This is a genomic window from Geomonas paludis (genome assembly GCF_014193585.1).
Classification (GTDB): domain Bacteria; phylum Desulfobacterota; class Desulfuromonadia; order Geobacterales; family Geobacteraceae; genus Geomonas; species Geomonas paludis.
The window spans coordinates 131,715-156,639 of the sequence record NZ_BLXY01000003.1 but is presented as its reverse complement, the minus strand read 5'-3'; the positions used below and the strand labels follow the sequence as shown (position 1 = coordinate 156,639).

Genomic DNA, 24,925 nt, shown 5'->3' with positions numbered 1-24,925 from the left:
GTCCCCCGGGACAGCGCCTATAACTTTAGCGTCCTTCCCAAGGATGTCAACGACCTACAGGAGTACCGGCACCGAATGACTGAGCCGCACCTCGCTTTCGGTGACGCTGGCCTGGTAGGCGAGCAGTTCCACCCCCGCCTGCGCCGCCTCCCGCAACAGGGCGCCGTAGGCCGGGTCGATGGCGTCGGCCGGGGAGAGGGCGTCGCCGTCGCCGCGCTGCACCACGAACAGGTTCACGGCGCGATGCCCCTGGCGCACCATCTCCATGAGCTCGCGCAGGTGCTTCTGCCCCCGCGTGCTGACCGCGTCGGGAAACAGGGCGCAGCGCTCCCGGACCAGGGTGACGTTCTTGGTCTCCACGTAGCACAGGCCGCGCTCGCCGGAGAGGAGCAGGTCGATCCTGCTCCCGGTGCCGTAGGGGACCTCCAGCTTGATGTGGTCATAGCCGGCCAGTTCGGCGACGACGCCGTTCAGGATCGCCTCCCGGGCCAGCAGGTTGGGGAGCATGGTGTTGATCCCGACCCAGACGCCGTCGGCCTGGACCAGTTCCCAACTGTGCGGGTACTTGCGGCCGGGATTGCCGCTCACCGAGAGCAGGACCCGGTTGCCGGGGAGGGCGCACCCCATCATGCTCCCGGTGTTGGGGGTGTGCGCGGTGACCACGGTGCCGTCGTCGAGTTGCACGTCGGCGAGAAAGCGCTGGTAGCGGCGGATCAGGGTCCCCTGGTAGAGCGGTTGCGGCAGTTTCATGGTCGATCCTTTTTGGGGGGGACTGGCTCCGCCAGGTGCCTGTCCCCTTTAAGTTATGTAGGGACTGGCTCCGCCAGGTGCCTGTCCCCGTTTAGTTATGTGGGGACTGGCCCCGCCTGGCGCCTGTCCCCTTGCCGTTGGCCGTCGTCGCCAGGCGCCAGACTTTACCCGCAAGCGGCGGCACCTGTCCAGTTAGAATTGGTTGCGGCCCAGGGGCGGCCGGTTGAGAAAAGTATTGATCTGGTTAGCCATTCTGCTAATATCAGGTGCTGGATCGCCCGCGGCGGGAGCCGCGGCAGGGAGGACGACCGATGGCAAAAGGCGCACAGCAAAACCGCGATCATCTGGCGGCCGTGCAGCTCTTGGGCAAGACGATCAGCAAGAGGGCGGGCTTTCGCTGCGAATGGTGCGAAGGTGACCAGGAGCTCAGGCTCTGGGAATACCAGCCGGACCAGGAGCCGAGCCAGGAGAACGTAGCGCTGTTGTGCCACTCCTGCCGCGAGCTGGTCGGCGTCAAGAATCCCGATCCCCGGCGCCTGCGCTCGCTCAGGAACGCGCTCTGGAGCCAGATACCGGCTATCGCCGAAGGGGCCGCCGTCGTGCTGGCCCGCTGCAAGGAACCCTGGGTCCGCGAGGCGATCGAAGAGAGCTTCATCGACCAGGGCCTCAAGGATCGCCTGCTGTAACGGGCAAGTACGCGGGATTATCTGTTTGACGCAGGGCACGGCGGTGTGGTAGTAAAAACCTTTTGTTAATGTGATTTTTTGCTCTGGAAAGGGTGCTATGACGCAAGGGATTAAGAAGGGGATTCTGCTGGCCGGCGGCGCCGGGAGCAGGCTCTACCCGCTGACCATGGTGGCCAGCAAGCAATTGCAGCCGGTGTACGACAAGCCGATGATCTATTACCCGCTGGCTACCCTGATGATGGCGGGGATCTCGGACATCCTGATCATCTCCACCCCGCAGGACACCCCCCGTTTCGAGGCCCTTCTGGGCGACGGTTCGCGCTGGGGTATCCGCCTGAGCTACGCGGTGCAGCCCGAGCCCAAGGGGATCGCCCAGGCCTTCATCATCGGCGAAGAGTTCATCAACGGCGACCCGGTCTGCCTGATCCTCGGCGACAACATCTTCTACGGCAAGATGGAACTGGACCGGCTGGTGGCCCAGTTCAGCACCGGCGCCAGGATCTTTGGCTACTACGTGCAGGACCCCGAGCGTTACGGCGTGGTCGAATTCGACAAGGACGGCCGTGTGCTGGACATCGTGGAGAAACCGACGGCGCCCAGGTCCAACTACGCCGTTCCCGGACTCTACCTCTACGATTCGCGCGTGGTCGAGATCGCCAAGGCACTGAAACCGTCGCCGCGCGGGGAACTGGAGATCACCGACATCAACAGGGAGTACCTGGGGCGCGGGGAACTGATGGTCGAGCGCCTGGGACGCGGCATCGCCTGGCTCGACACCGGCACGCACCAAAGCCTGCTCGAGGCTTCCCACTTCATAGGGACGCTGGAGGCACGCCAGGGGCTGAAGATCGCCTGCCTCGAAGAGATCGCGCTGCGCATGGGCTATCTCGACTGCAAAGGCATGGCCAAGGTCATAGATGAAACACCTAAGTCTTCGTACCGCGACTACCTGCAGCGGGTTTACAACGAGACCGAACTCTGCGGCGGAGGTAGCCATTAAATGAACGCGGTACAGCAATTCACCAAGGGACGCATCCACGACGTAGCCTGCAAGCCGCTCAAGAAGTTCCTGGACGAGAGGGGATGGCTCACCGAGCTGTTCCGTTCCGACGAGCTGGAGCCGGAGATCATGCCGGCGATGTCCTACGTCTCGATGACCCAGCCGGGCGTGGCCCGCGGGCCGCACGAGCATGTCGAGCAGACCGACTACTTCTGCTTCCTGGGACCGTCCAATTTCAAGGTCTACCTCTGGGACACCCGGGAAGGCTCCCCGAGCTTCGGGGTGAAGCAGGTGCTGTACGCGGGGGTGGACGCCCCCTCCATCGTGGTGGTTCCCCCGGGCGTGGTGCATGCCTACCGCAACATCGGCACCGAGAACGGCATCGTCTTCAACGCCCCCAACCGCCTTTTTGCCGGGCAGGGCAAGAGTGAACCGGTGGACGAGATCCGCCACGAGGAACTGGTGGACTCGCCTTACCAACTGGACTAACAAGGGGACTGGCTCCGTAAGGTGCCTGTCCCCCTGCCCGCAACATCATGTTTTGTGATTAGCATCGTCATTTTTTCTCTAGGGGGCACAGTGCCCCCTAACCATTTTTGAGGCCGATGAAAAACCTTCTGATCCGCTACCGGCGTTTCCTGATGACCGCACTGCTGTTGCTGGCGGCCTTTCTGACCTACGCCCTGAACCTGAGGAACAAGGAGCACGCCAACCCGGTGGAGCGCACCGTGATGGGCATCACTGCTCCGGTGGCCGGTTCCGCGGCCAGCGCGACCGGCTTTTTCAGCGACATCTGGAACAACTACATCGACCTGATCGACGTGCGTCGTGAGAACATCGAGCTCAGAAAGAGCGTGAAACGCCTCAACGCGCGCATCATCGCCGACAACGAGGCGGTTGCCGCCAACATGCGCTTCAAGCAGCTCCTCGACCTCAAGGAGAGCGTCGCCGTTCCCTCCCTTGCGGTGTCGGTGATCGGCGAGGACAGCTCGGCCTGGTTCAAGACCCTGGTGGTGGACCGCGGCAGCGCCGACGGCCTTTTGGAAGGGATGCCGGTGGTGGCCATAGGCGGGGTGGTCGGTCGCCTGGTGAAGGTGGCGCCGCACTCCTCGCGGGTGCTGTTGCTCACCGACCACGCCAGCGCCATCGCCGCCATCGTCCAGCGCTCCCGCGCCCGGGGCATCGTGCGCGGCGCAGGCGGCGGGCGCTGCTCCCTGGAGTTCACCGTGAAGGACGAGGACGTCAAGGTCGGCGACACCGTGATCAGTTCCGGCATCGGCGGCGTCTTCCCCAAGGGGCTCCCCATCGGGGAGGTCACCATGGTGAAAAAGGGTGAGTACGGCGTCTTCCAGACCATCGAGGTGCGCCCGCTGGTCAACATCGGCAAACTGGAAGAGGCGCTGGTACTGGTCAAGCAGCGCGATGAGTAGCTTCCTTCAACACGGGTCAACCCAGTGATCGCCTATCTCAAAATAGCCGGCATCCTCATAGCCGCCCTGCTGCTGCAGATGACGCTCCTCCCCAGGTACCTGCTGGATCCCTTCCAGCCCAACCTGATCATCATCCTGGTGGTGTACCTGGGGCTTAAGCTGCCGCACCGTTTCGCCGGCGTCGCCGTATTTGCCCTGGGGCTGTTGCAGGACAGCTTCAGCGGCATCTACCTTGGGCTGCACGCCTTCTCCTATCTCTGCATCTACACCCTTTTGTCCGAGCTCGCAGATCGTCTCTACACCGACAACCGCGCCCTGTTCGTGCTGGTTGTCTTTATCGCAACCATTATGAGTGCCCTCTTGAACCTTGTGCTGCTCCTGGTCTTCTCGGTCGGTAACGGCCTGTACGCCTCGGTGTTACCTGCGCTCTTGCCGCAGGCGCTGATCAACGCGCTGGTCGCCTCGCTCTTTTCGGGGGTGAGGCTCCCGGTCGAGGAGGCGCGATGAAGGCCCTCAACAATATCCTTCCCGACGACGACGGGGGCGGCCGCCGCATCATCGGCCTCTCCCTGGGCGCCTGCGCCGTCTTCTTCCTGCTGCTGGCCAGACTCTGGTACCTGCAGGTGATCAGCGCCGAGGACCTGATCGACCAGTCCGAGAACAACCGGCTCCGCTTCGTCCCGGTGGCGGCCCCCCGCGGCGCCATCCTGGACCGCACCGGCAAGGTGCTGGTTTCCAACACCCCGTCGTTCTCGGTGGCGGTCATCCCGCAGGACGTGAAGAACAAGGACCAGCTGATCGACAACCTGGCGCGCTACCTCAACCTGGACCGCACCGAGATCGAGACCAAGTGGAACAAGGGGCAGGGGAGGGCCAAGTACTATCCCCTGGTGGTCGCCTCCGGGATCACCCGCGACCAGATGGAATTCCTCGAGGAGAACCGTCTCGCCCTCTCCGGCGTCAACATCGAGATGAAGCCGATCCGGGCCTACACCAACGGCTCGCTCGCCTCGCACCTCTTGGGATACCTCGGCGAGGTTTCCGAGGAAGAGTTGAGCAGCGAACGCTACCGCGAGTACAACGCCGGCGACTACGTCGGCAAGAGCGGCATCGAGCGGGCCTGGGAAAACTACCTGCACGGCACCGACGGCGGGCGCCAGATCGAGGTGGACGCCCGCGGCCGCTTCCTGCGCACCGTGGCCGAGACCGGCTCCAGCGTCGGCAACACCGTCATGCTGACCATCGACCTGGAGATGCAGAAGGCGGCCGAGCAGGCTCTCGGTGACCAGGCCGGCGCCGCCGTGGCCATGGACGTCAATACCGGCGAGATCCTGGCCTTCGTCTCCAGTCCCGACTTCGATCCGGCCCATTTCACCGGCCGCATGCCCCCCGAGGTCTGGAAGAAGTACCTGGAGGACGAGCGCCACCCCCTGGAGAACAAGGCGCTCAAGGGGATGTACCCGCCGGGCTCCACCTTCAAGATCATCACGGCCATAGCCGGCCTGGAGGAAGGGCTCATCGACGAGCACACCACCATCCAGTGCACCGGCTCCTACAAGTTCGGCAACAGCACCTTCCGCTGCTGGGAGCACAAGGGGCACGGCTCGGTCGACCTGAAGAAGTCGCTGCGGGAGTCCTGCGACGTCTACTACTACAAGCTGGCCGAGCGCCTGGGCGTGGACCGCATCGCCAAGTACGCCAAACGCTTCGGCCTGGGGACACCGCTCGGCATCGGGCTGGAGAACGAGAAGGGCGGGGTGATCCCGACCCAGGAGTGGAAGCTCAAGCGCTTCGGCAAGAAGTGGTATTCAGGCGAGACCCTCCCGGTCGGCATCGGCCAGGGGTACGTGCTCACCACCCCGGTACAGCTTGCCTCGATGATCGCCACCGTAGCCAACGAGGGGACCATCTTCCGGCCGCACCTGGTCAGGCGGGTCGTCGATGCGGATGGCAAGGTGCTGCAGGACTTCGCGCCGCAGGTGCTGGGGAAGACCGGCCTGAAACCTGAGACGTACCGTTTCGTCAAGGAAGGGCTCCTGGCCGTCGTCAACGAGGCCCACGGCACCGGCGGTGCCTCCCGGCTCTGGGAGGTCAAGGTGGCGGGCAAGACCGGTTCGTCCCAGGTGGTCAAGCTGCGCGACAGCAAAGGGGGGGTGCCGTACCGCTTCCGCGACCATGCGCTGTTCGTCTCCTTTGCCCCCTATGAGAAGCCGGAAATAGCGGTCGCCGTCATCGTCGAGCACGGCGAGCACGGCGGGTCGGCGGCGGCGCCGGTGGCCGGCAAGATCCTGCGCTCCTACTTCGAAGGGAAGGGGGTCATCAAGAAACCGGTGCCAAAGCCCGTGCCCAAGGATGAAGAGGGGGGCGAAGGGGTGGCCGAGCCCGACACCGCCCCCCCCGCGCAACAATAACCCGACCGTTCAAATCCCCCTGAATCCCCCTTTGCAAAAGGGGGACTTGCACCAAAGGGGGACTTTCACCTGCGGAAGATAACCGCGGATAGCATGACGAGGAAGAGATGTTCGACAGACGGCTATTCACCAACTTCGACTGGACCCTGCTTGGGGTGGTGCTGCTCATCACCGCCTTCGGGGTGATCAATATATATAGCGCCTCGTCCTCGTACCGGGACATCGGCACGCCGTACTACCTGAAGCAGCTCTACTGGATCGTGGCCGGCCTTGGGCTGTGCCTCACCGTCTGCAGCCTCGACTACCACATGCTGGAGGACTTCTCCTACTGGCTGTACGGCGCGGTACTGGTGCTGCTGGTGCTGGTTCTGGTCGCCGGCAAGACCACCATGGGCGCCACGCGCTGGATCAGCCTGGGGTTCTTCAATATGCAGCCCTCGGAGCCGATGAAGATCGTCATCATCATGACCTTCGCCCGGTTCTTCAGCCGCTACCCGGTTTTCAAGGGGCTTACCCTGAAGGAGCTGGTGCAGCCGCTCTTACTGCTGGGCATCCCCGCGGCGCTGATCATGAAGCAGCCCGACCTGGGCACCGCCATCCTGGTCTCCCTGATCGCCGGCACCATGCTCCTCTTCGTCGGTGTGCGCTGGTCGGCCCTGGGCACCATCTTCGCCGCCGCAGTCCCCATCGTCTTCGTCGCCTGGCAGTTCCTGCTCCACGACTACCAGAAAAAGCGCATCTACAACTTCCTCAACCCGGACCTCGACCCGCTGGGGAGCGGCTACCACATCATCCAGAGCAAGATCGCCGTCGGCTCCGGCGCCACCTTCGGCAAGGGGTTCATGCAGGGGACCCAGTCCCAGCTGCGCTTTTTGCCCGAGCAGCACACCGATTTCGCCTTCTCCGTTTTCGCCGAGGAATGGGGCTTTCTGGGCTGCCTGCTCATACTTACCCTCTACCTGTTCCTGATCCTGTGGGGGCTGGGGATCGCCAAAAAATGCAACGACCGCTTCGGCTCCCTGCTCGCGGTCGGGGTCACCGCCATGCTCTTCTGGCACATCGCCATCAACATGGGGATGGTGATCGGCCTGATGCCGGTAGTCGGGGTGCCGCTCCCCTTCTTCTCCTACGGCGGGACCTCGATGGTCACCTCCATGGTGGGGGTGGGTATCCTGCTCAACATCAGCATGCGGCGCTTCATGTTCTAACCACCGCCGGGGCTTTTCGGCCCCATAGGAGCGCCACTCATGCACATCGCCCTCGTCGAGCCCTACTGCACCGGGTCGCACGCCGCCTGGGCCAACGAATACGCCGCCCGTTCCGGCCACGTGGTGGAACTCTTCACGCTGGCGGGCCGCAACTGGAAGTGGCGCATGCACGGCGGCGCGGTGACGCTCGCCAGCCGCTTCCTCGCCGCGGGCAGGAGGCCCGACCTCATCCTCGCCACGGACATGCTCGACCTGACCACCTTCCTGGCGCTGACCAGGCCGCTCAGCGACCGCTGCCCGAGCGCCATCTACTTCCACGAGAATCAGCTCACCTATCCCTGGTCCCCGGGCGACCCCGACGTCGGCGCGCAGCGCGACCTGCACTACGCCTTCATCAACTACGTGAGCGCCCTGGCCGCCGACGCGGTCCTCTTCAACTCCCGCTACCATATGGATTCTTTCCTGGGCGAGCTTCCCGCCTTCCTGAAGCGCTTCCCCGACGCAGTCGAACTCGCCAGCGTGGACGCCATCGCCGGGAAGAGCCGGGTGCTCCCCCTGGGGCTGGACCTGGCCAAGCTGGAAGGCTTTCGCCCGCAGGGAACGCCCGAGGCGGAAGCGCCGCTGTTGCTCTGGAACCACCGCTGGGAGTACGACAAGGCGCCGGAGGCGTTCTTCCAGGCGCTGTACCAACTGGCGGAAGAGGGGGTCGAGTTCCGGGTGGCGGTGCTGGGGGAGTCCTTCGGGCGGGCGCCGGCGGTCTTCAACCAGGCGCGGGAGAGGCTGGGCGCGCGCGTGGTGGAATGGGGCTACCAGAAGAGTTTCGGCGAGTATGCGCAGTGGCTCTGGCGTGCGGACATTCTGCCGGTGACCTCGCGCCAGGAATTCTTCGGCGCCAGCGTGGTGCAGGCGCTTTACTGCGGTTGCCAGGCGCTGCTGCCGCACCGGCTCGCTTATCCGGAACACGTGCCGGACGGACTCGGGAAGGCGGTACTGTACCGCGAGGATGAGTCGCTGGTAGTGCGGTTGCGGGAACTGCTGACGGGAGAGGGTAAGGCGCGGACGGCTTTGGACCGGCACGTGGCGCGCTACGACTGGGGGCGCATGGCTGCGGTCTACGATGACTTCTTTGCCGGGCTGGTTGCCGGTGCAGGTGCAGGGGTGCAGGAGATTGCTCTCGGCTGGTGAGGAAGGAGCGGACGGCGGAGGGGGGGCGCCTGCGGCGCCCCCGTTCCCGTTTAGGCGGCGTGCTTGTTCACGGTAATGATCTGGGATGCTTTCTCGAGCCAGACGGTACCGCAGGAGGTGCATTCCAGCAGGTCTTTGGCGTAGCCGTCGGAATGCATATCGATCTCGATTCCTATCTTGTTGTCACAATGCGGGCATTTCATGTTTGTTTCTCCCCAACGCGGAAATTTTGATTTTGACAATATATAGAACGGATTGTGTTGGTCAAGTGCTATTTTTTCGAAAAAGTGACCTAAAACAGTAGTTTAGCTTTTGTCTCCCCCTCCATTCCTGAGCCTTCATTTTAAAACATTTCTTTTTTTTAGGTCAATGTCATTGCCATTCTCATTCGTAAACAACCGTATTTACACGAACATTTCCACAATCAAACAAAGGTATGCTTTAAGGCAGTTCTGGCGTTGACCTTTGCGTAAAATGAGTGGGGTGCCGAAAAAAATATTCAGGCCTGAAATCCTGGAACAACGGTTTGACGGAGCGTATACGGTATCGGGGCGTGGACCTGCATCTGCCTAAATTTCCGCTGGAAATTTTGGGTCTTAAATGATATATTTGCGCTCGCTAATTTGCCGGCCGTATCGGAGGTGTGACATGAAAGAAGCCATGTTCTACCAGAAGCTGGACGGGGAGCGCGTGCGCTGCGGGCTGTGCCGTTTCGGCTGCCTGATCGTGTCGGGGCAGCGTGGCCGTTGCCGGGTGCGGGAGAACCGTGACGGGGTGTTGTACACCCTGGTCTATGGCAACCTCGTTGCCGAGCATGTCGATCCCATCGAGAAGAAGCCGCTTTTCCATCTCCTGCCGGGGACCCGCTCCTACTCCGTGGCTACCGTCGGCTGCAATTTCAGGTGTCTGCACTGTCAGAACTACACCATTGCCCAGCCGGATGAACGGTCCGTGGCGCGTTCCGGCACTTTCGTAGAGCCCAAGACCGTGGTGGAGCGGGCCCTGGCCACGGGATGCCGCTCCATCGCGTACACCTACACCGAGCCGACCATCTTCTTCGAGTATGCCTACGAGACCGCCAAGCTGGCCAAGGCGGCGGGGCTCAAGAACATCTTCGTGACCAACGGCTACATCACCAGCGAAGCCCTGGCCACCATCGCCCCCTACCTCGACGCCGCCAACATCGACCTCAAGGGATTCAGCGAGTCGTTCTATCGGGAGGTGGTGGGCGCCGCGCTCGGGGAGGTTCTGGACTGCATCCGCGACTACAAACGGCAGGGGATCTGGGTCGAGCTCACCACGCTGGTGATTCCCAACCGCAACGATTCCGAGTCCGAGTTGCGCGACCTTGCCCGCTTCATCGCCACCGAGGTCGGGGTGGAGACCCCCTGGCACGTGACCCAGTTCTACCCGACCCACCGCCTCACCGACCAGCCGCGCACCCCGGTGGAAACCCTGCGGGAGGCAAGGCGTATAGGGCAGGAGGCGGGGCTGCGTTACGTGTACGAAGGGAACGTGCCGGGCGAGGGGGGCGAAAACAGTTATTGCTCTTTCTGTGGCTCCCTGCTAATTAAGAGGCTTGGCTACCTGGTGGAAAAGAATCTTCTCTGCAATGGAACCTGCCCCGGCTGCGGGGCGGTCATCGAGGGTGTATGGACGTAACGCGGCGCATGGCCCGGTGGGCCAAGCTCTCGGAACCTGGGCTCATCTCTTTTCTGTTTCAGATCCTTCTGGGAATTGGCGTCGTCCTGTTGTTCTGGGTCCTCGATGGCTTGGTCGACTACCTGGTCTTCGGCGGGAAACCCCTGGCTGACTTTGTCCTGGCTTCAGAAACGCACCACGACTTCGCCCTGGTGTTCTTCCTGGTCTGCGCCCTTTTGCTCTACAGCCGCCGCGCCCACCGCAACGAAGCCGCGCTGGAAAAGGCCCTGCAGAATGCGCTGGAGGAGGCCCAAAGGGAACGGGCCAAGATGGAAGGGATCTTCGAGGCCCTGGGTGAGGCCGTCTCCATCCAGGACCCCGATCTCAAGGTGCTTTATCAAAACCCGGCCCACCAGCGCATGACCGGCGCCCATGCCGGTCGCTACTGCTACGAGGCGTACCGCAAGGAGAGCGCGGCCTGCGCCGGGTGCCACATTCTTGGCTCCTTCGAGGACGGCAAGGTGCACCGCGCCGAGCTCGGGCCGGAAGCCTCCGCCACCGGGGGATATGTGGAGCTGATCGGCTCTTCGCTGAAGGGGAGTGACGGCAAGCCCCTCTTCGGCATCGAGATCGTGCGCGACATCACGGCACGCAAGCTGGCCGAACAGGAAACCGCCGCTCTCAACGCGGCGCTTACCCACCAGGCCGCGGAACTGCAACAGGCCAACCAGGAACTCGAGGCATTCTGCCACGCCATCTCCCACGACATGCGTGCTCCGCTCACCCGGGTGTACAGCTCGGCCCAGGAACTGCGGGGCTACCGCGAACAGCTGGACGACAACGGCCGCTTCTTCGTCGACCTCGTTCATGACGGCTGCATCCAGATGGAGGCGCTGCTCGACTCGCTGATGGTGCTCTGCCGCGTCACCGAGGTGGAGATTTCCTGCACCACCTTCGATCTCGTTCCCTCCGCCCGGGAGATAGCGGCCCAACTGCGCCAGGATTACCCGGAACGTCCGGTCACCTTCCGCGTCCCCGAACAACTCCCGGTGTACGGTGACCCGCAGCTTTTGCGGGTGGTGCTGGAAAACCTGCTTTCCAACGCCTGGAAGTACAGTGCCAAGGTGGAGGCCCCGGTGGTCGAGTTGGGCTCGCAGAGGACGGAACAGGGGGAGACTCTCATCTTCATCCGGGACAACGGCGCCGGCTTCGACAGCACCCGCGCCGGGCAGCTGTTCCAGCCCTTCAAGCGGCTGCACACCTACCGGGAATTCCCCGGTACCGGTCTGGGACTCGCCACCGTGCGCCGCATCGTGCGCCGTCACAACGGCCGCGTCTGGGGCGAAGGTGAACCCGGCCGCGGCGCCACCTTCTACTTCACCCTCCCGGGGTGACGCGGAAACGGTTGCCCCGGAATCGCCATTCATGCTATACATCAACTTTCTTTCAATAAAATTCACGTGATGAAGAGGTTTTCTTCTTGAAGGTTTCACTGCTACGTCGCTTCTGGGTTACTTTCTCCGTCTGGGTAATCGGCAGCTACGCCTCACTTCTGAACCGGTTCCGCGTCGAGGGTGCCCGGCACATCCCCGCCGACGGGGGTGTCCTGATCGCCTCCAACCACATCTCCGCCTACGACACCGTCTTTCTCCCCTGGGCCGTGATCCGCAGTCATCCCATGCAGATGCTCTGGGCCCCCGCCAAGGAGGAACTCTTCTCCGGGTTCATGGGGCTGGTCTACCGTTCCTGGGGCGCCTTCCCGGTGCGCCGCGGCCGCGACGTACGCGCCGGCAAGCAGATCAACGCGCTCCTGGCGGACCAGAAGGTGATGCTCTTCCCCGAGGGGACCAGGCACAAGGACGGCGTGCTCGGCAAGGGTAACCGCGGCGTGGGCAAGATCATCTACGACACCAGGCCGCACGTGATCCCGACGGCGCTCACCGGCATCAACCGCTGGAAGTTCCCGGCGATGGGACTGCAGGGGGGCGTCGTCTTCGGTGCGCCGCTCGATTTCAGCGACCTGTACCAGCTCGAGGACTGCAAGGAGACCCACCAGATGATCGTGGACCGCGTCATGGACGCCATCGCCGCGCTGCTGCAGCAGCAGGGAGGACGGCCGCATGCGGGTTGAGATCTTTTGCGACGGCGCCTGCAGCGGCAACCCCGGGGTCGGCGGCTGGGGGAGCATCCTGCGCTACGGCGACAAGGTGAAGGAGCTCTCCGGCGCCGAGGGCGAGACCACCAACAACCGGATGGAGATGAGCGCCGCGATCCAGGCGCTGGAGGCGCTGACCCGCCCCTGCGAGGTGGTGGTCACCACGGACTCGCAGTATCTCGCCAAGGGGATGACCGAGTGGCTCTCCGGGTGGGTGAAAAGGGGATGGGTGAACTCCAAGAAGGAGCCGGTCCTGAACCGCGATCTCTGGGAGAAACTGCTGGCCCTGGCCAAGATGCACCGCATCACCTGGGTCTGGGTGCGCGGTCACAACGGCCACGTGGAAAACGAGCGCTGCGACGAACTGGCGCGGGCGGCCATCGACAGCTACCGGGCCGGCGCCGGCAGGTAGGGGCTTCAGGCTCCCGATATCGAGGGTGTAGTGGATTACTTTATCATCGAGGTCTCCGAGGAGGAGGTCCGGCGCGAGCGTGAAAAGGCGCGCGAACTGCGGCGCAGCCAGTGGTGGAAGAACCGGGTGGCCAAGGGAGTCTGCCACTGGTGCCAGGGGAAGTTCCCCCCGGCGGAACTCTCCATGGACCACATCGTTCCCGTGATCCGGGGCGGCAAGTCCGCCAAGGGAAACGTGGTCCCGTGCTGCAAGGAATGCAACAACAAGAAGAAGCACATGCTCCCCATCGAATGGCAGGAATACCTGGAAGGGATGGGGCGGGACGGCGGTGCCGGTACCGACTGAGGCTGCCGTGGAGATAGAGTTTTGAGCCAAAAGATCAAGGCGGTCATCTACGACTGCGACGGCGTATTGTTCGACTCCTTCGAGGCCAACTACGCCTTTTATCACCTGATACTGGAGCGCTTCGGCAAGCCCGCCATCGACCGCGGGGACCACGACACCATGCGCATCCTGCACACCTACTGCAACAAGGACGTACTGGAATACCTGTTCGCCGGCGACGACCGGATGGACGAGGTGCGCGCCTTTTCCGCCAGCATCGACTACCGCAAGCTCTTCCCGCTCATGGTGATGGAGCAGGGGCTGCGCGAGACCCTGGACGCCTTGAAGGGGAGGGTGGAGCTGGCGATCTGCACCAACCGCGCGAGCTCGATGGATATGCTGCTCGCCGACTTCGGGCTGGACGGCTACTTCAGCTGCGTCATGACCGCCGGGAGGGTGAAGAACCCCAAGCCGCATCCGGAGCCGCTCTTCAAGGTGCTGGAGCACTACGGCCTCGCGCCGGAGGAGGCCCTCTTCGTGGGCGACTCCGACGTCGACCGCCGCGCCGCCCAAGGGGCCGGGGTCCCCTTCGTCGCCTACCGCGGCGAGCTGGGCTGCGCTACCAGGATAGATAGACACCAGGATCTGCTGTTACTGCTTTAGCCACCGGAGGGTCGGATCAATGGAGCCTGTGCCGCAGGAAGATGCAGAGAAGCTGTTCAGCCGTGCCCTCGCCGCCTTTTCCGCAGGCGAGTACCAGGCGGCCCTGGCCCAGCTGGAGCGGGCTCTCAAGCTGGAAGACAACCCGCTGCTGCACTCCTACCTTGGCCTGTGCATCGCCAAGGAGCGGGGCCAGGTGAAGAAGGGGCGGGAGCTCTGCCTGGCCTCCCTGGAGCTGGAGCCGGAGAACCCGGTGCACTACCTGAACCTGGCCCGGGTGCACCAGGTGGCCCGGGACAAGCCGCAAGCCCTGGAGGCGCTCAGGAAGGGGATGTCGGTCGGGGGGAGCGAGGAGATCAAGGCGCTCCTGGCCACACTGGGCACCAGGAAACCGCCGCCGCTGCGTTTCCTTTCCCGGGATCACTTCCTGAACAAGTGGCTGGGCATCGCTCTTTCCCGAGTGGGCCTGCGTTGAACCCGGTTCCGTAGTATACTTCTCCTCGTTTGCCCTAACAGAGTACGAGGAGGTGCCAGATGACCGACCGATTCAAAGAACAGGGTGCTTTCAGCTGGTTCGAACTGACCACGGATGACGTTGCCGCCGCACAATCGTTCTACGGCAGGCTGTTCGGCTGGAGTACCGAGCGCTGGGACGGGGAGGCGGATTACACCCTGATCAAGGTCGCCGGCAAGGAGGTGGCGGGGATGGCGCCCGCCGGCCCCGGGCGCCGCAAACCGCTGGGATGGGGTGTCTACGTCACGGTGACCGATGTGGACCAGACTGCCGCCAAGGCCGAGGAACTGGGAGGGAAGGTGCTGGTCCCGCCAACCGACATCCCGAGGGTGGGGCGCTTCTGCGTGCTCCAGGACCCGCAGGGCGCGGTGCTGAGCGCCATCACCTACTGCCGCCCGTAAAAGTCGTAACATAAACGTCAAAGGCCGCGCCCGGTTTCCCCGGCGCGGCCTTTTCTTGTGCCTTCCCTTATTCCCTCTCCCTCCGGGAGAGGGTGCCCGAAGGGCGGGTGAGGGATCCTTCTCACCGGCTGCTGCCCTCACCCTGGCCCTCTCCCGGAGGGAGAGGGGATGTGGACGACGTGGCCTAGATCCCCAAGATCATCGACAGATCGTGCAGTTGATCCTGTTGGGTCTTCTCGCTCACCACCACCGTCTCCAGCGAGGTCAGGCAGATCTCGCCGCAGCAAAGCCCCACCATCTTCCCCTTTTCTCCCGCCAGCAGGTGCTCGACCGCGGCGTGGCCGAAGCGGCTTCCCAACAGGCGGTCGAACACCGAGGGCGCTCCGCCGCGCTGGTAGTGCCCGAGCACGGTGACCCGGGTCTCGAAGCCGATGGCGTCCTTGATGTTGTCGGCGATGTTCTGGGCGCGCCCGGCCCCCTCGGCCAGGATGATGATGGCGTTGCTGCGCCCTTCCTCGTAGCGCATCCTGAGCTGGTTGCACAGGTCGGCTATGTCGCATTCCACCTCGGGGATGATGGCGTATTCGGCGCCGGTGGCTATGGCGCTCATGCTGGCCAGGTAGCCGGAGTTTCTTCCCATCACCTCGATGACGAAGGCGCGGTCGTGCGAGCTGGCGGTGTCCTTGATGCAGTCGACGGCGTAGATGATGTTGTTGAGCGCGGTGTCCACGCCCAGGGCCATGTCGGTGTAGGCGATGTCGTTGTCGATGCTGGCGGGGATCCCCATCACCGGCACCCCCATGCGGTGCAGGGCGAGGGCGCCGTTCAGTGAGCCGTCCCCGCCGATCACCACCAGTCCCTCGACCCCCAGGTCCTGCAGGTGCCGGACCGCCTTCTCCCGCCCCAGCACGGTGCGGAACTCCTCGCTGCGGGCCGACTGCAGGAAGGTGCCGCCGCGGTGCAGGATCCCGGCTACGTCCCTGGTGGTCATCTCCAGCAGGTCGCCCTTCAAAAGGCCGGCGTACCCCTTCCTGAAGCCGACCACCTGCACCCCGTGTCCCAGCGCCGTGCGCGTTGCGCTCCTGATCGCCGCGTTCATGCCGGAGCAATCTCCGCCGCTGGTGAGTATCCCGATCTTCTTCATGCTCTGACTCCGCTGGAGGTTAGTGTGCCGGGGGGGGATGCCCCCGGGCAAAGCAAGCTTGAATATATCATGGGGTGTCGCATTTTCAACAAGGCCTTACCGCTCGGGATCGTTCGTCTTTTCCCGTTGTCCCCTGACCCAGGCCATACGCTCGCGGATGCTTTTCTCGTAGCCGCTCTCTTTCGGTGCGTAGAAGCGCCGCCCCGAGAGTTGCTCCGGGAGGTAGCCCTGCGCCACGATGCCGTCCCGGTAGTCGTGCGGGTAGAGGTAGCCCTTGCCGTAGCCCAGACCCTTCATGAGCTTGGTGGGGGCGTTTCTGATCTGCATGGGGACCGGGAGGCCGCCGGACTTTCTCACCTCGGCCAGGGCTTCGTTGATCCCCGTGTAGCTCGCGTTGGACTTGGGGGCGGTGGCGAGGTAGGTGACGGCCTGCCCCAGGATGATCCTTCCCTCGGGCATCCCCACCAGGCGGAACGCCTCCAGCGCCGATACCGCCATCTGCAGCCCGCGCGGGTCGGCGTTGCCCACGTCCTCGGAGGCGAAGATGACCATGCGGCGCAGGATGAAGATGGGGTCTTCCCCCGCCTCGATCATGCGCGCCAGCCAGTAGAGCGCGGCGTCCGGGTCGGAGCCCCGCATCGACTTGATGAAGGCGGAGATGACGTTGTAGTGCTCCTCGCCCCCCTTGTCGTAGAGCAGCGGCTTCTTCTGCGATGCCTCGCGGGCGATATCCAGGGAGATCTCGCCGTCGCGCGCCAGCCTGGCCGCCGTCTCCAGGGTGTTGAGCGCGATGCGGGCGTCGCCGCCGGCCTGCTCGGCCAGGAAGGAGAGGGCGTCCTCGGAGGCGGCGAGCTCGAACTCCCCGAGCCCGCGCTCCCGGTCGTTCAGGGCGTTCACCAGGATCTGGCGCACGTCCTCGTCGGCAAGCGGGTTCAAAACGAGCACCTTGCAGCGCGACAAAAGCGGCGCGATCACCTCGAAGGAGGGGTTCTCGGTGGTGGCGCCGATCATGGTGAAGGTGCCGCGCTCCACGTAGGGGAGGAAGGCGTCCTGCTGGCTTTTGTTGAAGCGGTGGATCTCGTCCACGAAGAGGATGGTGCGCTTGCCCTGGAACTTGAGGATGTCCTCGGCTTCCTTGACCACCTCGCGGATCTCCTTGATGCCGCTCATGATGGCCGAGAAGAAGATGAAGTGGCTCTTGGTGGCGCCCGCGATGATGCGGGCCAGGGTGGTCTTGCCGGAGCCCGGAGGGCCCCAGAAGATGAGGGAGGTGACCCGGTCGGTTTCGATCAGGCTTCTCAGGAGCTTCCCTTCACCCAGAAGGTGCCCCTGGCCCAGGTATTCGGAGATGGTGCGGGGCCGCATGCGTTCGGCAAGCGGTGCGAATCGTGCGTCGGTTCCGTTGAAAAGATCCAATCAATGCCTCTGTAGTTCCACGGTCCCCGGGAGGATGTTCACCGGCTTGATGCCCCAGATTTCGCGGGCGTACTGGTCGATGGTCCTGTCGCTGGAGAACTTGCCCATGCCGGCGCAGTTGAGTATCGCGCGCCGCGCCCACTCGTCGGGCTGTTTGAACAGCTCGGCCACCTTCTCGTGGCAGGCGACGTAGGAAGCGTAGTCGGCCAGGAGCATGTAGTGGTCCCCCAGGTTCAAAAGGGAGTCGGTGAGCGGTGTGAACAGGTCGGGAGCCCAGGGGGAGAAGAAGCCCGAGGCGATCATGTCCAGTACCCGCTTCAGTTCCCGGTTGCCGTTGTAGTATTCCCGCGGATTGTAGCCACGCGCGCGCAGCTGCGACACCTCGGCCGCGGTCATGCCGAAGATGAAGATGTTGTCGCGTCCCACCTCTTCCATGATCTCGATGTTGGCGCCGTCGAGGGTGCCGATGGTGAGGGCGCCGTTCAGGGCGAACTTCATGTTGCCGGTCCCGGAAGCCTCGGTGCCGGCGGTGGAGATCTGCTCGGAGAGGTCGGAGGCGGGGAAGATCTTTTCCGCCAGCGAGACGCTGTAGTTGGCTAAAAACACCACCTTGATCCGTCCCGCCACGTCCGGGTCGTGGTTGACCACGGCGGCCACGGCGTTGATGAGCCGGATGATCAGCTTGGCGGTCGCGTAGGCCGGCGCTGCCTTGCCGGCGAAGATGAAGGTGCGCGGCACCACGTAGGCTCCCGGGTTGTCCTTGATCCGGTTGTAGAGCGTGATGATGTGCAGCACGTTCAACAGCTGGCGCTTGTACTCGTGCAGCCGTTTCACCTGCACGTCGAAGAGCGAGTCGGGGTCGACGTCGAGGTCGTTGTGCTGCTTGATGTAGCGGCACAGCCCCTCCTTGTTGCTCCGCTTCACCTGGCGCCAGCGCGCGATGAACTCCGGGTCGGACGCGATGGCGGAGAGCTTCTCCAGGTCGTACAGGTTGGTGGTCCAGCCGCCGCCGATGTACTCGTCGATCAGCGCCGAGAGGGCGGGGTTGGACATCTTGAGCCAGCGCCTCTGGGTGATGCCGTTGGTCTTGTTGTTGAAGCGCTCCGGGTACATCTCGTAGAAATCGCGGAACAGCTCGTTCTTGAGGATCTCGGTGTGCAGCGCGGCGACGCCGTTCACCGAGTGGCTCCCCACGATGGCCAGGTGCGCCATGCGGATCTTTCTTTCCCAGTGTTCCTCGACGATGGACATCCGGGCCAGACGCTCGGGCTCGTTGGGGAAATGCTCCCGGATCTCCTTGAGGAAACGCTCGTTGATCTCGTAGATGATCTGCAGGTGCCGCGGCAGGATCTGCTCGAAGAACCAGACCGGCCACTGCTCCAGCGCCTCGGGGAGGATGGTGTGGTTGGTGTAGGCGAAGGTTTTCTTGGTGATGTCCCACGCCTCCTCCCACTCGACCCCTTCCACGTCCATGAGCACGCGCATCAGTTCGGGAATGGCGAGGGTGGGGTGGGTGTCGTTCAACTGGATGGCCACCTTGTCCGGCAACAGCCGCATGTCCTGGTGCTTCTTCTTGAAGCGGTAGATGACGTCGTGCACGGTGGCCGAGGCGAGGAAGTACTCCTGCTTGAAGCGCAGTTCCTTCCCCTCCACCACGTTGTCGGCGGGGTAGAGCACCTTGGAGATGGTCTCCGACTGCATCTTCTTTTCCACGGCGCGGATGTAGTTCCCCTCGTTGAAGAACTTGAGGTCGAACTCGCGGCTGGACTTGGCGCTCCACAGCCTGAGCGTGTTGACGCTCTGGGTCTGGTAACCGGGGATGGGGGTGTCGTAGGCCATGGCCATGACGTCGTCGGTGTCCACCCACTCGCGCACCAGCTTGCCGTTGGCGTCGGGGGTCGAGATGACCCGGCCGTAGAACTTCACCGTGTGCAGGTGCTCCTGGCGGTCCAACTCCCAGGGGTTGCGGTAGCGCAGCCAGTTGTCGGGGATCTCCACCTGGGCGCCGTCGATGATGTGCTGGCGGAAGATGCCGTACTCGTAGCGGATGCCGTAGCCGTAGGCGGGGATGGACATGGTGGCCATGGAGTCGAGGAAGCAGGCGGCGAGCCGCCCCAGGCCGCCGTTGCCGAGGCCCGCGTCCTGTTCCTCGTTGACGATCTGGTCGAAGTCGTTGCCCAGGGAGCTGATGGCGTCCTTGAAGTCCTCCCACAGCCCCAGGTTGATCAGGCTGTTGCTGAGGGTCCTTCCCATCAGGAACTCCATGGACATGTAGTAGACTCTCTTGTAGTCGGAGTTGTAGTACGCTTGCTGGGTGTCGAGCCAACGCTCAACGAGGTAATCGCGGACCGCATAGGCGAGGGCGTTGAACCTGTCATAAGCTGTAGCGGAGTATTTGTCCTTTCCCAGTGTGTATTCGAGGTGTTCCAGAAAGGACTTGATAATGAGCATCTGCTTGTCAAGCTCTTCGTTCACGCCTATCTGCTCTTCAGTCATGAGTCACCCTGCATCTGCACGTAGTTATTGTGGGAAAGGTCTCTGCGGGACTACTTGGGGTGCGCCAGTTTTCCGTTGGACATGATACACCAACTGTGCTAGTAAATCCTAGATTACAGTACAAGTAAAGGGCTCGTGATGAAAAAAATCGCCATTTTCGCGAAAGTACACGATCCGCGTTGCCTGGGGGTCGCCGAGGAACTGATCGAGTGGTTGGCGGCCCGCGGCGTTACCGCCCACGTCGAGGAACATCTTTCGCGCAGGCTCAGACGCACCACGCTCGCCGAGAGCTCCGAGAGTTCCGAAATAGCGCGCGACGCCGACCTCGTGGTGGTGCTCGGCGGGGACGGCACGTTGATCGCCGCTGCCCGCCTCATCGGCGAGTGCGACGTCCCGATCCTGGCGGTCAACCTGGGGAGCCTCGGTTTCCTCACCGAGATCACCCTGGACGAGCTCTACCCGTCCATGGAGCGCTGCCTGGCCGGCGACTTCGAGGTGACCGAGCGCATGATGCTCCTGGCGAGCGTCGAGCGCGACGGTGCCGTGGTCGAGCTGCACCGCGTGCTCAACGACGTGGTCATCAACAAGGGGGCCCTGGCCAGGATCATCGACATGGAGACCTCGGTGACCGGGCGCTACCTGACCACCTTCAAGGCCGACGGCCTGATCATATCGACCCCGACCGGCTCGACCGGCTACTCCCTTTCCGCCAACGGTCCCATCCTGCACCCGGAACTGGAGTGCATCTCCATCACCCCGATCTGCCCGCACACCCTGACCAACCGGCCGCTGGTGGTGGACGCGCAGGCCCAGATCGCCATCAAGCTGAACTACGCACCGGACGAGTCCGTGTTCCTCACCCTGGACGGCCAGGTGGGGATGAAGCTTCTTTCCGGCGACGTCATTCAGATTCGGAAGGCCCCTCACGTGACGCGCCTGATCCAGTCCCGCAGCAAGGACTACTTCGAGGTGCTCCGCACCAAGCTCAAATGGGGTGAACGCTAAGTGCTCAGAGAGCTCCAGATAACCAACCTCGCCATCATCGACAGGCTGCACGTGGAATTCAGCCCGGGGCTCAACATCCTCACCGGCGAGACCGGCGCGGGCAAGTCCATCATCATCGACGCGGTGAACCTGATCCTGGGCGGGCGCGGCAGCGCCGACCTGATCCGCTCCGGCGCCAAGGAGGCCTCCGTGGAGGCCGTCTTCGACCTCTCCGGGCGGGATGGGCTGCTTCAGGCGCTCGCGCAGGCCGGGATCGAGTGCGACGGCGAGCTGCTGGTGCGGCGCGTGGTCGCGGCCGGCGGCAAGAGCCGCGTCTTCATCGGCGGCGGCCTGGCCACCACGTCGCTCCTCTCCGAGATCTGCCGCAACCTGATCAACATCTACGGGCAGCACGACGCGCAGAGCCTTTTGAAGACCGAGCAGCACCTGCTTCTTCTGGACGGCTACTGCGGGGCGCTCCCCCTGCGCGCCGACTTCGCCGCACGCTACGAGCAGTGCCAGGCGGCGAAACACGAACTGCAGGCGCTCGAGGCGGGGGAGCGCGAGGCCGCGCGCCGGCTCGACCTGCTCGCCTTCCAGAGCAACGAGATCGCCGAGGCCAAGCTCACCCCCGGTGAAGAAGAGGAGCTGGCCGAAGAGCGCGCCCGGCTGGCGCACAGCGAGAAGCTGATGGGCGCCTCGCAGGGCGCCTTCGACGCCCTCTACGGCGGCGAGGCAACCCTGCTGGGGAGTCTCGCCAGCATCATCGCCGGGGTAGCCGACGCAGGTCGCATCGACCCGGCGCTGGCTCCGGTCACCGAGGCGCTCGAGGCGGCCTACGCGCAGCTGGAAGATGCCTCGCTCACCCTGCGCGACTACGCGGCCCGCGTCGAGTCCGACCCGGCCCGGCTGGAGGAGATCGAGGACCGCCTCGACGCCATCGGCCGCCTCAAGAAGAAGTACGGCGCCAGCATCGGGGAGATCCTCGAGTACCAGCGCCAGGTGGACCAGGAACTGTCGGTGCTCACCAACCTGGAGGGGACCCGCGGCGAGCTGCAGCAGCGCATCGCGCAGCTGGAGCAGGAACTGGCGGCGCTGGGCGCCAGGCTGACCAGGGCGCGCCAGGACGGCGCCCAGAAGCTCAAGCAGGGTATGGAGCACGAACTCGCGGAACTGGCCATGAAACACGCCGTCTTCGAGACCTCCTTCGAGAAGAGTGTTGACGCGAAGAGCTACGGCTTCGAGCGCGCCGAGTTCCTCTTCTCCCCGAACCCGGGCGAGCCCCCCAAACCGCTGGCGAAGATCGCCTCCGGTGGCGAGCTCTCCCGGCTCATGCTGGCGCTGAAGCAGCTGCATCCCGATTCCGAGGTGCCCACGCTCATCTTCGACGAGGTGGATACCGGCATCGGCGGGGCAACCAGCGCGCTGGTGGGCGAGAAGCTGAAACGGGTGGCCCGCGAGCAGCAGGTGCTGGCCATCACCCACCTGCCGCAGGTGGCCGCCTTTGCCGACCAGCACTTGAAGGTCGAGAAGAAGGTCGCCGACGGGCGCACCGCCACCGGCGTGGAGCTCCTGGAAGGGGAGGAGCGGGTGGCCGAGGTGGCGCGCATGCTGTCCGGCGCGCGCGTCACGGAAAAGACCCTGGAGCACGCCAGGGAGTTGATTCAGGAGGCAGTGAGATGATCAGGAAGGCCAGGATTGGCGACGTAAAAGAGATTCAGAAACTATTGACCAACTTCGCGAGCCGCGGCGAGATGCTCTCCCGCTCGCTTTCCGAACTGTACGAGGCGTTGCGCGACTTCTACGTTTTCGAGGAGGACGGGCAGTTGCTCGGCACCTCCGCGCTGCACATCGTCTGGGAGGACCTGGCCGAGGTCCGTTCCGTGGCCGTCGCCGAGAGCGCCGGGCGGCGCGGCATCGGCAGCCAGGTGGTGGGAGCCTGCATCGAGGAGGCGCGTAGCCTGGGGCTCAAGAAGCTCTTCTGCCTCACCTACAAGCCTGACTTCTTCGCCAAGTTCGGTTTCAAGATCGCCGACAAGAGCGAGCTGCCGCACAAGGTGTGGGGCGACTGCATCAAGTGCGTCAAGTTCCCGGACTGCGACGAGATCGCGATGATTTTGGAGCTGTAAAGGCCGGAGAGGGCGTCGTCGACCTGTAGGGGCGAATAATCATTCGCCCCTCCTTTATGGCGTCGCCACCACAGGCATGCGTCCACATTCCCTCTTCCTCGGGGAGAGGGCTAGGGTGAGGGCATTGCCAAGGGCAAAAGACCCGCAGCCGGCAAGAGCCCTCACCCGCCCTTCGGGCACCCTCTCCCGGAGGGAGAGGGATTATTGGACATCACAGCAAATCACGAAGTTTGCCCCCGCAGTACCCACCCGATGGAAGCCGCAATGACACGGGCTCCCGGTCACTATCTTTCCGAGGCCACCATGGAACTGACACGACACGCCGACGCGGTGGAACGCCTGCTCAAGGGGCGCCAAATCGACGGCTACGAGATCGCCGTTTCCGGCTCGCGCGACCTTGCCATCGAGGTGAAACAGGGGAAGGTGGACGCCTTCCGCGTGGCGGAGCCGCTGGGCATCTCCCTGCGCCTGCTGGTGGGCCAGGGCATGGGCTTTTCCTATTCGACCGCCCTCGACGACGCCGCGCTGGAAAGCATGGTGCAGGGGGCGCTGGTCGCGGCCCGGGTGCAGACACCGGACGAGCATTTCACCTTTGCCCAAGCCGCCGCCTCCTATCCTGATACCCCCTGGCTCTTCGATCCCTCGCTCGCCTCAGTAGACGAATCGGTCAAGGTTGCCCGCGCTTTGGAACTGGAGCGCCTGGTGCTCGCGGTCGATCCGCGCGTGAAACGGGTGCGCAAATGCAGCTACGGCGAATCCACCTACCATTCCCTGGTCCGTAACTCCCTGGGCTTAAGCGCCGCCTACAGCGGCACCTACAACTCCTGCAGCGTCTCCGCCGTGGCGGAAGCCGACGGCGACGCCCAGACCGGCTGGGATTACGGCTTCTCGCCCTCCTTCGCCGGCATCGACCTGGCGGCGGTCGCCTCCGGCGCCGGGCGCAAGGCGACCGGGCTGTTAGGAGCGCGGACGCTGGCCACCATGCGCTGCCAGGCGGTGCTGGACAACCGCGTGGCAGCCGACCTGCTCGATGTCCTGTCCGGCTCCTTTCTGGCCGAAAACGTACACAAGGGGAAGTCGCTTCTGGCCGGCAGGGTAGGGGAGCGCCTGTTCTCCGGGCTGGTCTCCGTGCGCGACAACGGCCTCCTGCCGGGCGGCCTGGGGAGCGCGCCCTGCGACGGCGAGGGCGTGCCGCAGCAGGATACCGCGCTGGTGCAGGGGGGCGTGCTGCAGGGCTTCCTCTACGACAGCTACTGGGGCGGGCGCCTGGGGGCGCGCTCGACCGGCAATGCGGTGCGTAGCAGCATCAAGACCCCGCCCAAGGTCGGCCCCCACAACCTCCATGTCGAGCCCGGCACGGCAGATCTCGCCACACTGCTTACGGGGGTGCGCAAAGGGGTAATGATCACCGAGGTGATGGGCATGCACACGGCAAACCCCATCTCCGGTGACTTCTCGGTCGGTGCGGCAGGTTTTTACGTGGAAGATGGAGAGATCAGGTACCCGGTCAAGGGGCTGGCCCTGGCGGGAAACCTGCTGGAGATGTTTGCAAGGGTGGACCAGGTCGGCAGCGACCTGCGTTTCTTCGGCTCGACGGGTTCGCCGTCGCTGCGGATCGCCGAACTCGATATCAGCGGAACCTAGGACCGCCCCGGGCGGGTGCGGTCCTTCAGCAAGCTTTGCTTCTCTTACGCCTCTGCGTCCAGGATCTCGATCAGCCTGCGCACGAACGGGCTCACCACGGCGTAGTGCACCTCGACCCCGTCCCGGGTCCCCTCGATGATTCCCTTGTTCTTCAAAAGCGCCAGGTGCTGCGACACGGTCGCCTGGGGAAGCCCCAGGCATTCCCAGATGTGCTTCACGTTGCACTCCTGGGTGCACAGCCCTGCCACTATCTTCAGGCGGATCGGGTGCCCGAGCACCTTCAGCATCTCCGCTTCTTTTCCGTAATCTTTGGTCTTGTCAAATGCCAACTTGGT

General features: G+C 64.0%; 26 protein-coding genes. 20 read left to right on the top strand and 6 right to left on the bottom strand.

Annotation, left to right across the window (positions count from 1 at the left end; all coding sequences use genetic code 11):
• Positions 1-54 precede the first annotated feature (54 nt).
• A complete protein-coding gene (sfsA, locus tag H7687_RS10665) occupies positions 55-750 on the bottom strand; it encodes a DNA/RNA nuclease SfsA (protein WP_183347093.1) in 696 nt (231 codons plus the stop codon).
• A gap of 311 nt (positions 751-1,061) precedes the next feature.
• Here sfsA and H7687_RS10660 point away from each other — a divergent pair, with 311 nt between their 5' ends.
• From H7687_RS10660 to H7687_RS10625, 8 genes are all read left to right on the top strand, one after another.
• Entirely contained in the window at positions 1,062-1,436 is a 375-nt protein-coding gene (locus tag H7687_RS10660) for a hypothetical protein (protein WP_183347091.1), read from the top strand.
• Between the two features lie 97 nt (positions 1,437-1,533).
• Positions 1,534-2,436, top strand: coding sequence for a glucose-1-phosphate thymidylyltransferase RfbA (gene rfbA, locus H7687_RS10655; protein ID WP_183347089.1), 903 nt, complete (start codon positions 1,534-1,536; stop codon positions 2,434-2,436).
• The gene (locus tag H7687_RS10650; RefSeq protein WP_183347088.1) at positions 2,437-2,925 is read left to right on the top strand and encodes a dTDP-4-dehydrorhamnose 3,5-epimerase family protein; all 489 of its coding nucleotides are present in this window, start codon (positions 2,437-2,439) and stop codon (positions 2,923-2,925) included. It abuts the gene before it with no gap.
• A gap of 116 nt (positions 2,926-3,041) precedes the next feature.
• Positions 3,042-3,866, top strand: a complete 825-nt coding sequence (gene mreC, locus H7687_RS10645; protein ID WP_183347087.1) for a rod shape-determining protein MreC — start codon at positions 3,042-3,044, stop codon at positions 3,864-3,866.
• 24 nt (positions 3,867-3,890) lie between these two features.
• Entirely contained in the window at positions 3,891-4,373 is a 483-nt protein-coding gene (mreD, locus tag H7687_RS10640; RefSeq protein WP_183347086.1) for a rod shape-determining protein MreD, read from the top strand.
• A complete protein-coding gene (mrdA, locus tag H7687_RS10635; protein WP_183347085.1) occupies positions 4,370-6,277 on the top strand; it encodes a penicillin-binding protein 2 in 1,908 nt (635 codons plus the stop codon). The genes mreD and mrdA overlap by 4 nt, the downstream gene beginning before the upstream one ends.
• A gap of 107 nt (positions 6,278-6,384) precedes the next feature.
• Positions 6,385-7,485: a rod shape-determining protein RodA gene (rodA, locus tag H7687_RS10630; protein WP_183347084.1), complete on the top strand. Its 1,101-nt coding sequence runs from the start codon at positions 6,385-6,387 to the stop codon at positions 7,483-7,485.
• 39 nt (positions 7,486-7,524) lie between these two features.
• Positions 7,525-8,670, top strand: a complete 1,146-nt coding sequence (locus H7687_RS10625; protein WP_183347083.1) for a tRNA-queuosine alpha-mannosyltransferase domain-containing protein — start codon at positions 7,525-7,527, stop codon at positions 8,668-8,670.
• Between the two features lie 50 nt (positions 8,671-8,720).
• On the opposite strand, the gene H7687_RS10620 is transcribed toward H7687_RS10625, so the two are convergent.
• Positions 8,721-8,873, bottom strand: coding sequence for a TFIIB-type zinc ribbon-containing protein (locus H7687_RS10620; protein WP_183347082.1), 153 nt, complete (start codon positions 8,871-8,873; stop codon positions 8,721-8,723).
• A 445-nt stretch (positions 8,874-9,318) separates the two neighbouring features.
• Between H7687_RS10620 and amrS the strand changes: the two genes are divergently transcribed.
• The 8 genes from amrS to H7687_RS10580 all read left to right on the top strand — a co-directional run bounded on the left by amrS (position 9,319) and on the right by H7687_RS10580 (position 14,777).
• The gene (gene amrS / locus H7687_RS10615) at positions 9,319-10,332 is read left to right on the top strand and encodes an AmmeMemoRadiSam system radical SAM enzyme (RefSeq protein ID WP_183347081.1); all 1,014 of its coding nucleotides are present in this window, start codon (positions 9,319-9,321) and stop codon (positions 10,330-10,332) included.
• Complete coding sequence (locus H7687_RS10610) at positions 10,323-11,705, top strand: sensor histidine kinase (RefSeq protein WP_183347079.1); 1,383 nt, start codon at positions 10,323-10,325, stop codon at positions 11,703-11,705. Before amrS ends, H7687_RS10610 begins: the two co-directional genes overlap by 10 nt.
• Before the next feature lie 86 nt (positions 11,706-11,791).
• Complete coding sequence (locus H7687_RS10605) at positions 11,792-12,442, top strand: lysophospholipid acyltransferase family protein (RefSeq protein ID WP_183347077.1); 651 nt, start codon at positions 11,792-11,794, stop codon at positions 12,440-12,442.
• Positions 12,432-12,878 carry a ribonuclease HI gene (gene rnhA / locus H7687_RS10600; RefSeq protein WP_183347075.1) on the top strand — a complete coding sequence of 149 codons (447 nt, stop codon included), beginning with the start codon at positions 12,432-12,434 and terminating at the stop codon, positions 12,876-12,878. Before H7687_RS10605 ends, rnhA begins: the two co-directional genes overlap by 11 nt.
• 30 nt (positions 12,879-12,908) lie before the next feature.
• Positions 12,909-13,223, top strand: a complete 315-nt coding sequence (locus H7687_RS10595) for an HNH endonuclease (RefSeq protein WP_183347073.1) — start codon at positions 12,909-12,911, stop codon at positions 13,221-13,223.
• A gap of 21 nt (positions 13,224-13,244) precedes the next feature.
• Positions 13,245-13,865, top strand: coding sequence for an HAD family hydrolase (locus tag H7687_RS10590; protein WP_183347071.1), 621 nt, complete (start codon positions 13,245-13,247; stop codon positions 13,863-13,865).
• A gap of 19 nt (positions 13,866-13,884) precedes the next feature.
• A complete protein-coding gene (locus tag H7687_RS10585; RefSeq protein ID WP_183347069.1) occupies positions 13,885-14,337 on the top strand; it encodes a tetratricopeptide repeat protein in 453 nt (150 codons plus the stop codon).
• A gap of 59 nt (positions 14,338-14,396) precedes the next feature.
• Entirely contained in the window at positions 14,397-14,777 is a 381-nt protein-coding gene (locus H7687_RS10580) for a VOC family protein (protein WP_183347067.1), read from the top strand.
• A 184-nt stretch (positions 14,778-14,961) separates the two neighbouring features.
• Here the strand turns inward: H7687_RS10580 and pfkA are convergent, their stop codons facing one another.
• The 3 genes from pfkA to H7687_RS10565 form a co-directional block, all read right to left on the bottom strand.
• A complete protein-coding gene (gene pfkA, locus H7687_RS10575) occupies positions 14,962-15,921 on the bottom strand; it encodes a 6-phosphofructokinase (protein WP_183347065.1) in 960 nt (319 codons plus the stop codon).
• Positions 15,922-16,017: 96 nt separating this feature from the next.
• The gene (locus tag H7687_RS10570) at positions 16,018-17,286 is read right to left on the bottom strand and encodes a replication-associated recombination protein A (RefSeq protein ID WP_246404809.1); all 1,269 of its coding nucleotides are present in this window, start codon (positions 17,284-17,286) and stop codon (positions 16,018-16,020) included.
• Between the two features lie 51 nt (positions 17,287-17,337).
• A complete protein-coding gene (locus tag H7687_RS10565) occupies positions 17,338-19,833 on the bottom strand; it encodes a glycogen/starch/alpha-glucan phosphorylase (RefSeq protein WP_183347061.1) in 2,496 nt (831 codons plus the stop codon).
• Positions 19,834-19,971: 138 nt separating this feature from the next.
• Between H7687_RS10565 and H7687_RS10560 the strand changes: the two genes are divergently transcribed.
• The 4 genes from H7687_RS10560 to H7687_RS10545 all read left to right on the top strand — a co-directional run bounded on the left by H7687_RS10560 (position 19,972) and on the right by H7687_RS10545 (position 24,590).
• The gene (locus tag H7687_RS10560; RefSeq protein ID WP_183347059.1) at positions 19,972-20,838 is read left to right on the top strand and encodes an NAD(+)/NADH kinase; all 867 of its coding nucleotides are present in this window, start codon (positions 19,972-19,974) and stop codon (positions 20,836-20,838) included.
• Positions 20,839-22,500: a DNA repair protein RecN gene (gene recN, locus H7687_RS10555; protein WP_183347057.1), complete on the top strand. Its 1,662-nt coding sequence runs from the start codon at positions 20,839-20,841 to the stop codon at positions 22,498-22,500.
• Entirely contained in the window at positions 22,497-22,946 is a 450-nt protein-coding gene (locus tag H7687_RS10550; RefSeq protein ID WP_183347055.1) for an N-acetyltransferase, read from the top strand. The genes recN and H7687_RS10550 overlap by 4 nt, the downstream gene beginning before the upstream one ends.
• A gap of 303 nt (positions 22,947-23,249) precedes the next feature.
• Positions 23,250-24,590 (top strand): TldD/PmbA family protein, encoded by a 1,341-nt coding sequence (locus H7687_RS10545; protein WP_183347053.1) that lies wholly within the window; start codon positions 23,250-23,252, stop codon positions 24,588-24,590.
• 44 nt (positions 24,591-24,634) lie between these two features.
• Here H7687_RS10545 and H7687_RS10540 read toward each other — a convergent pair whose 3' ends face one another.
• Positions 24,635-24,919: an ArsR/SmtB family transcription factor gene (locus tag H7687_RS10540; RefSeq protein WP_183347051.1), complete on the bottom strand. Its 285-nt coding sequence runs from the start codon at positions 24,917-24,919 to the stop codon at positions 24,635-24,637.
• Between the last annotated feature and the right edge of the window lie 6 nt (positions 24,920-24,925).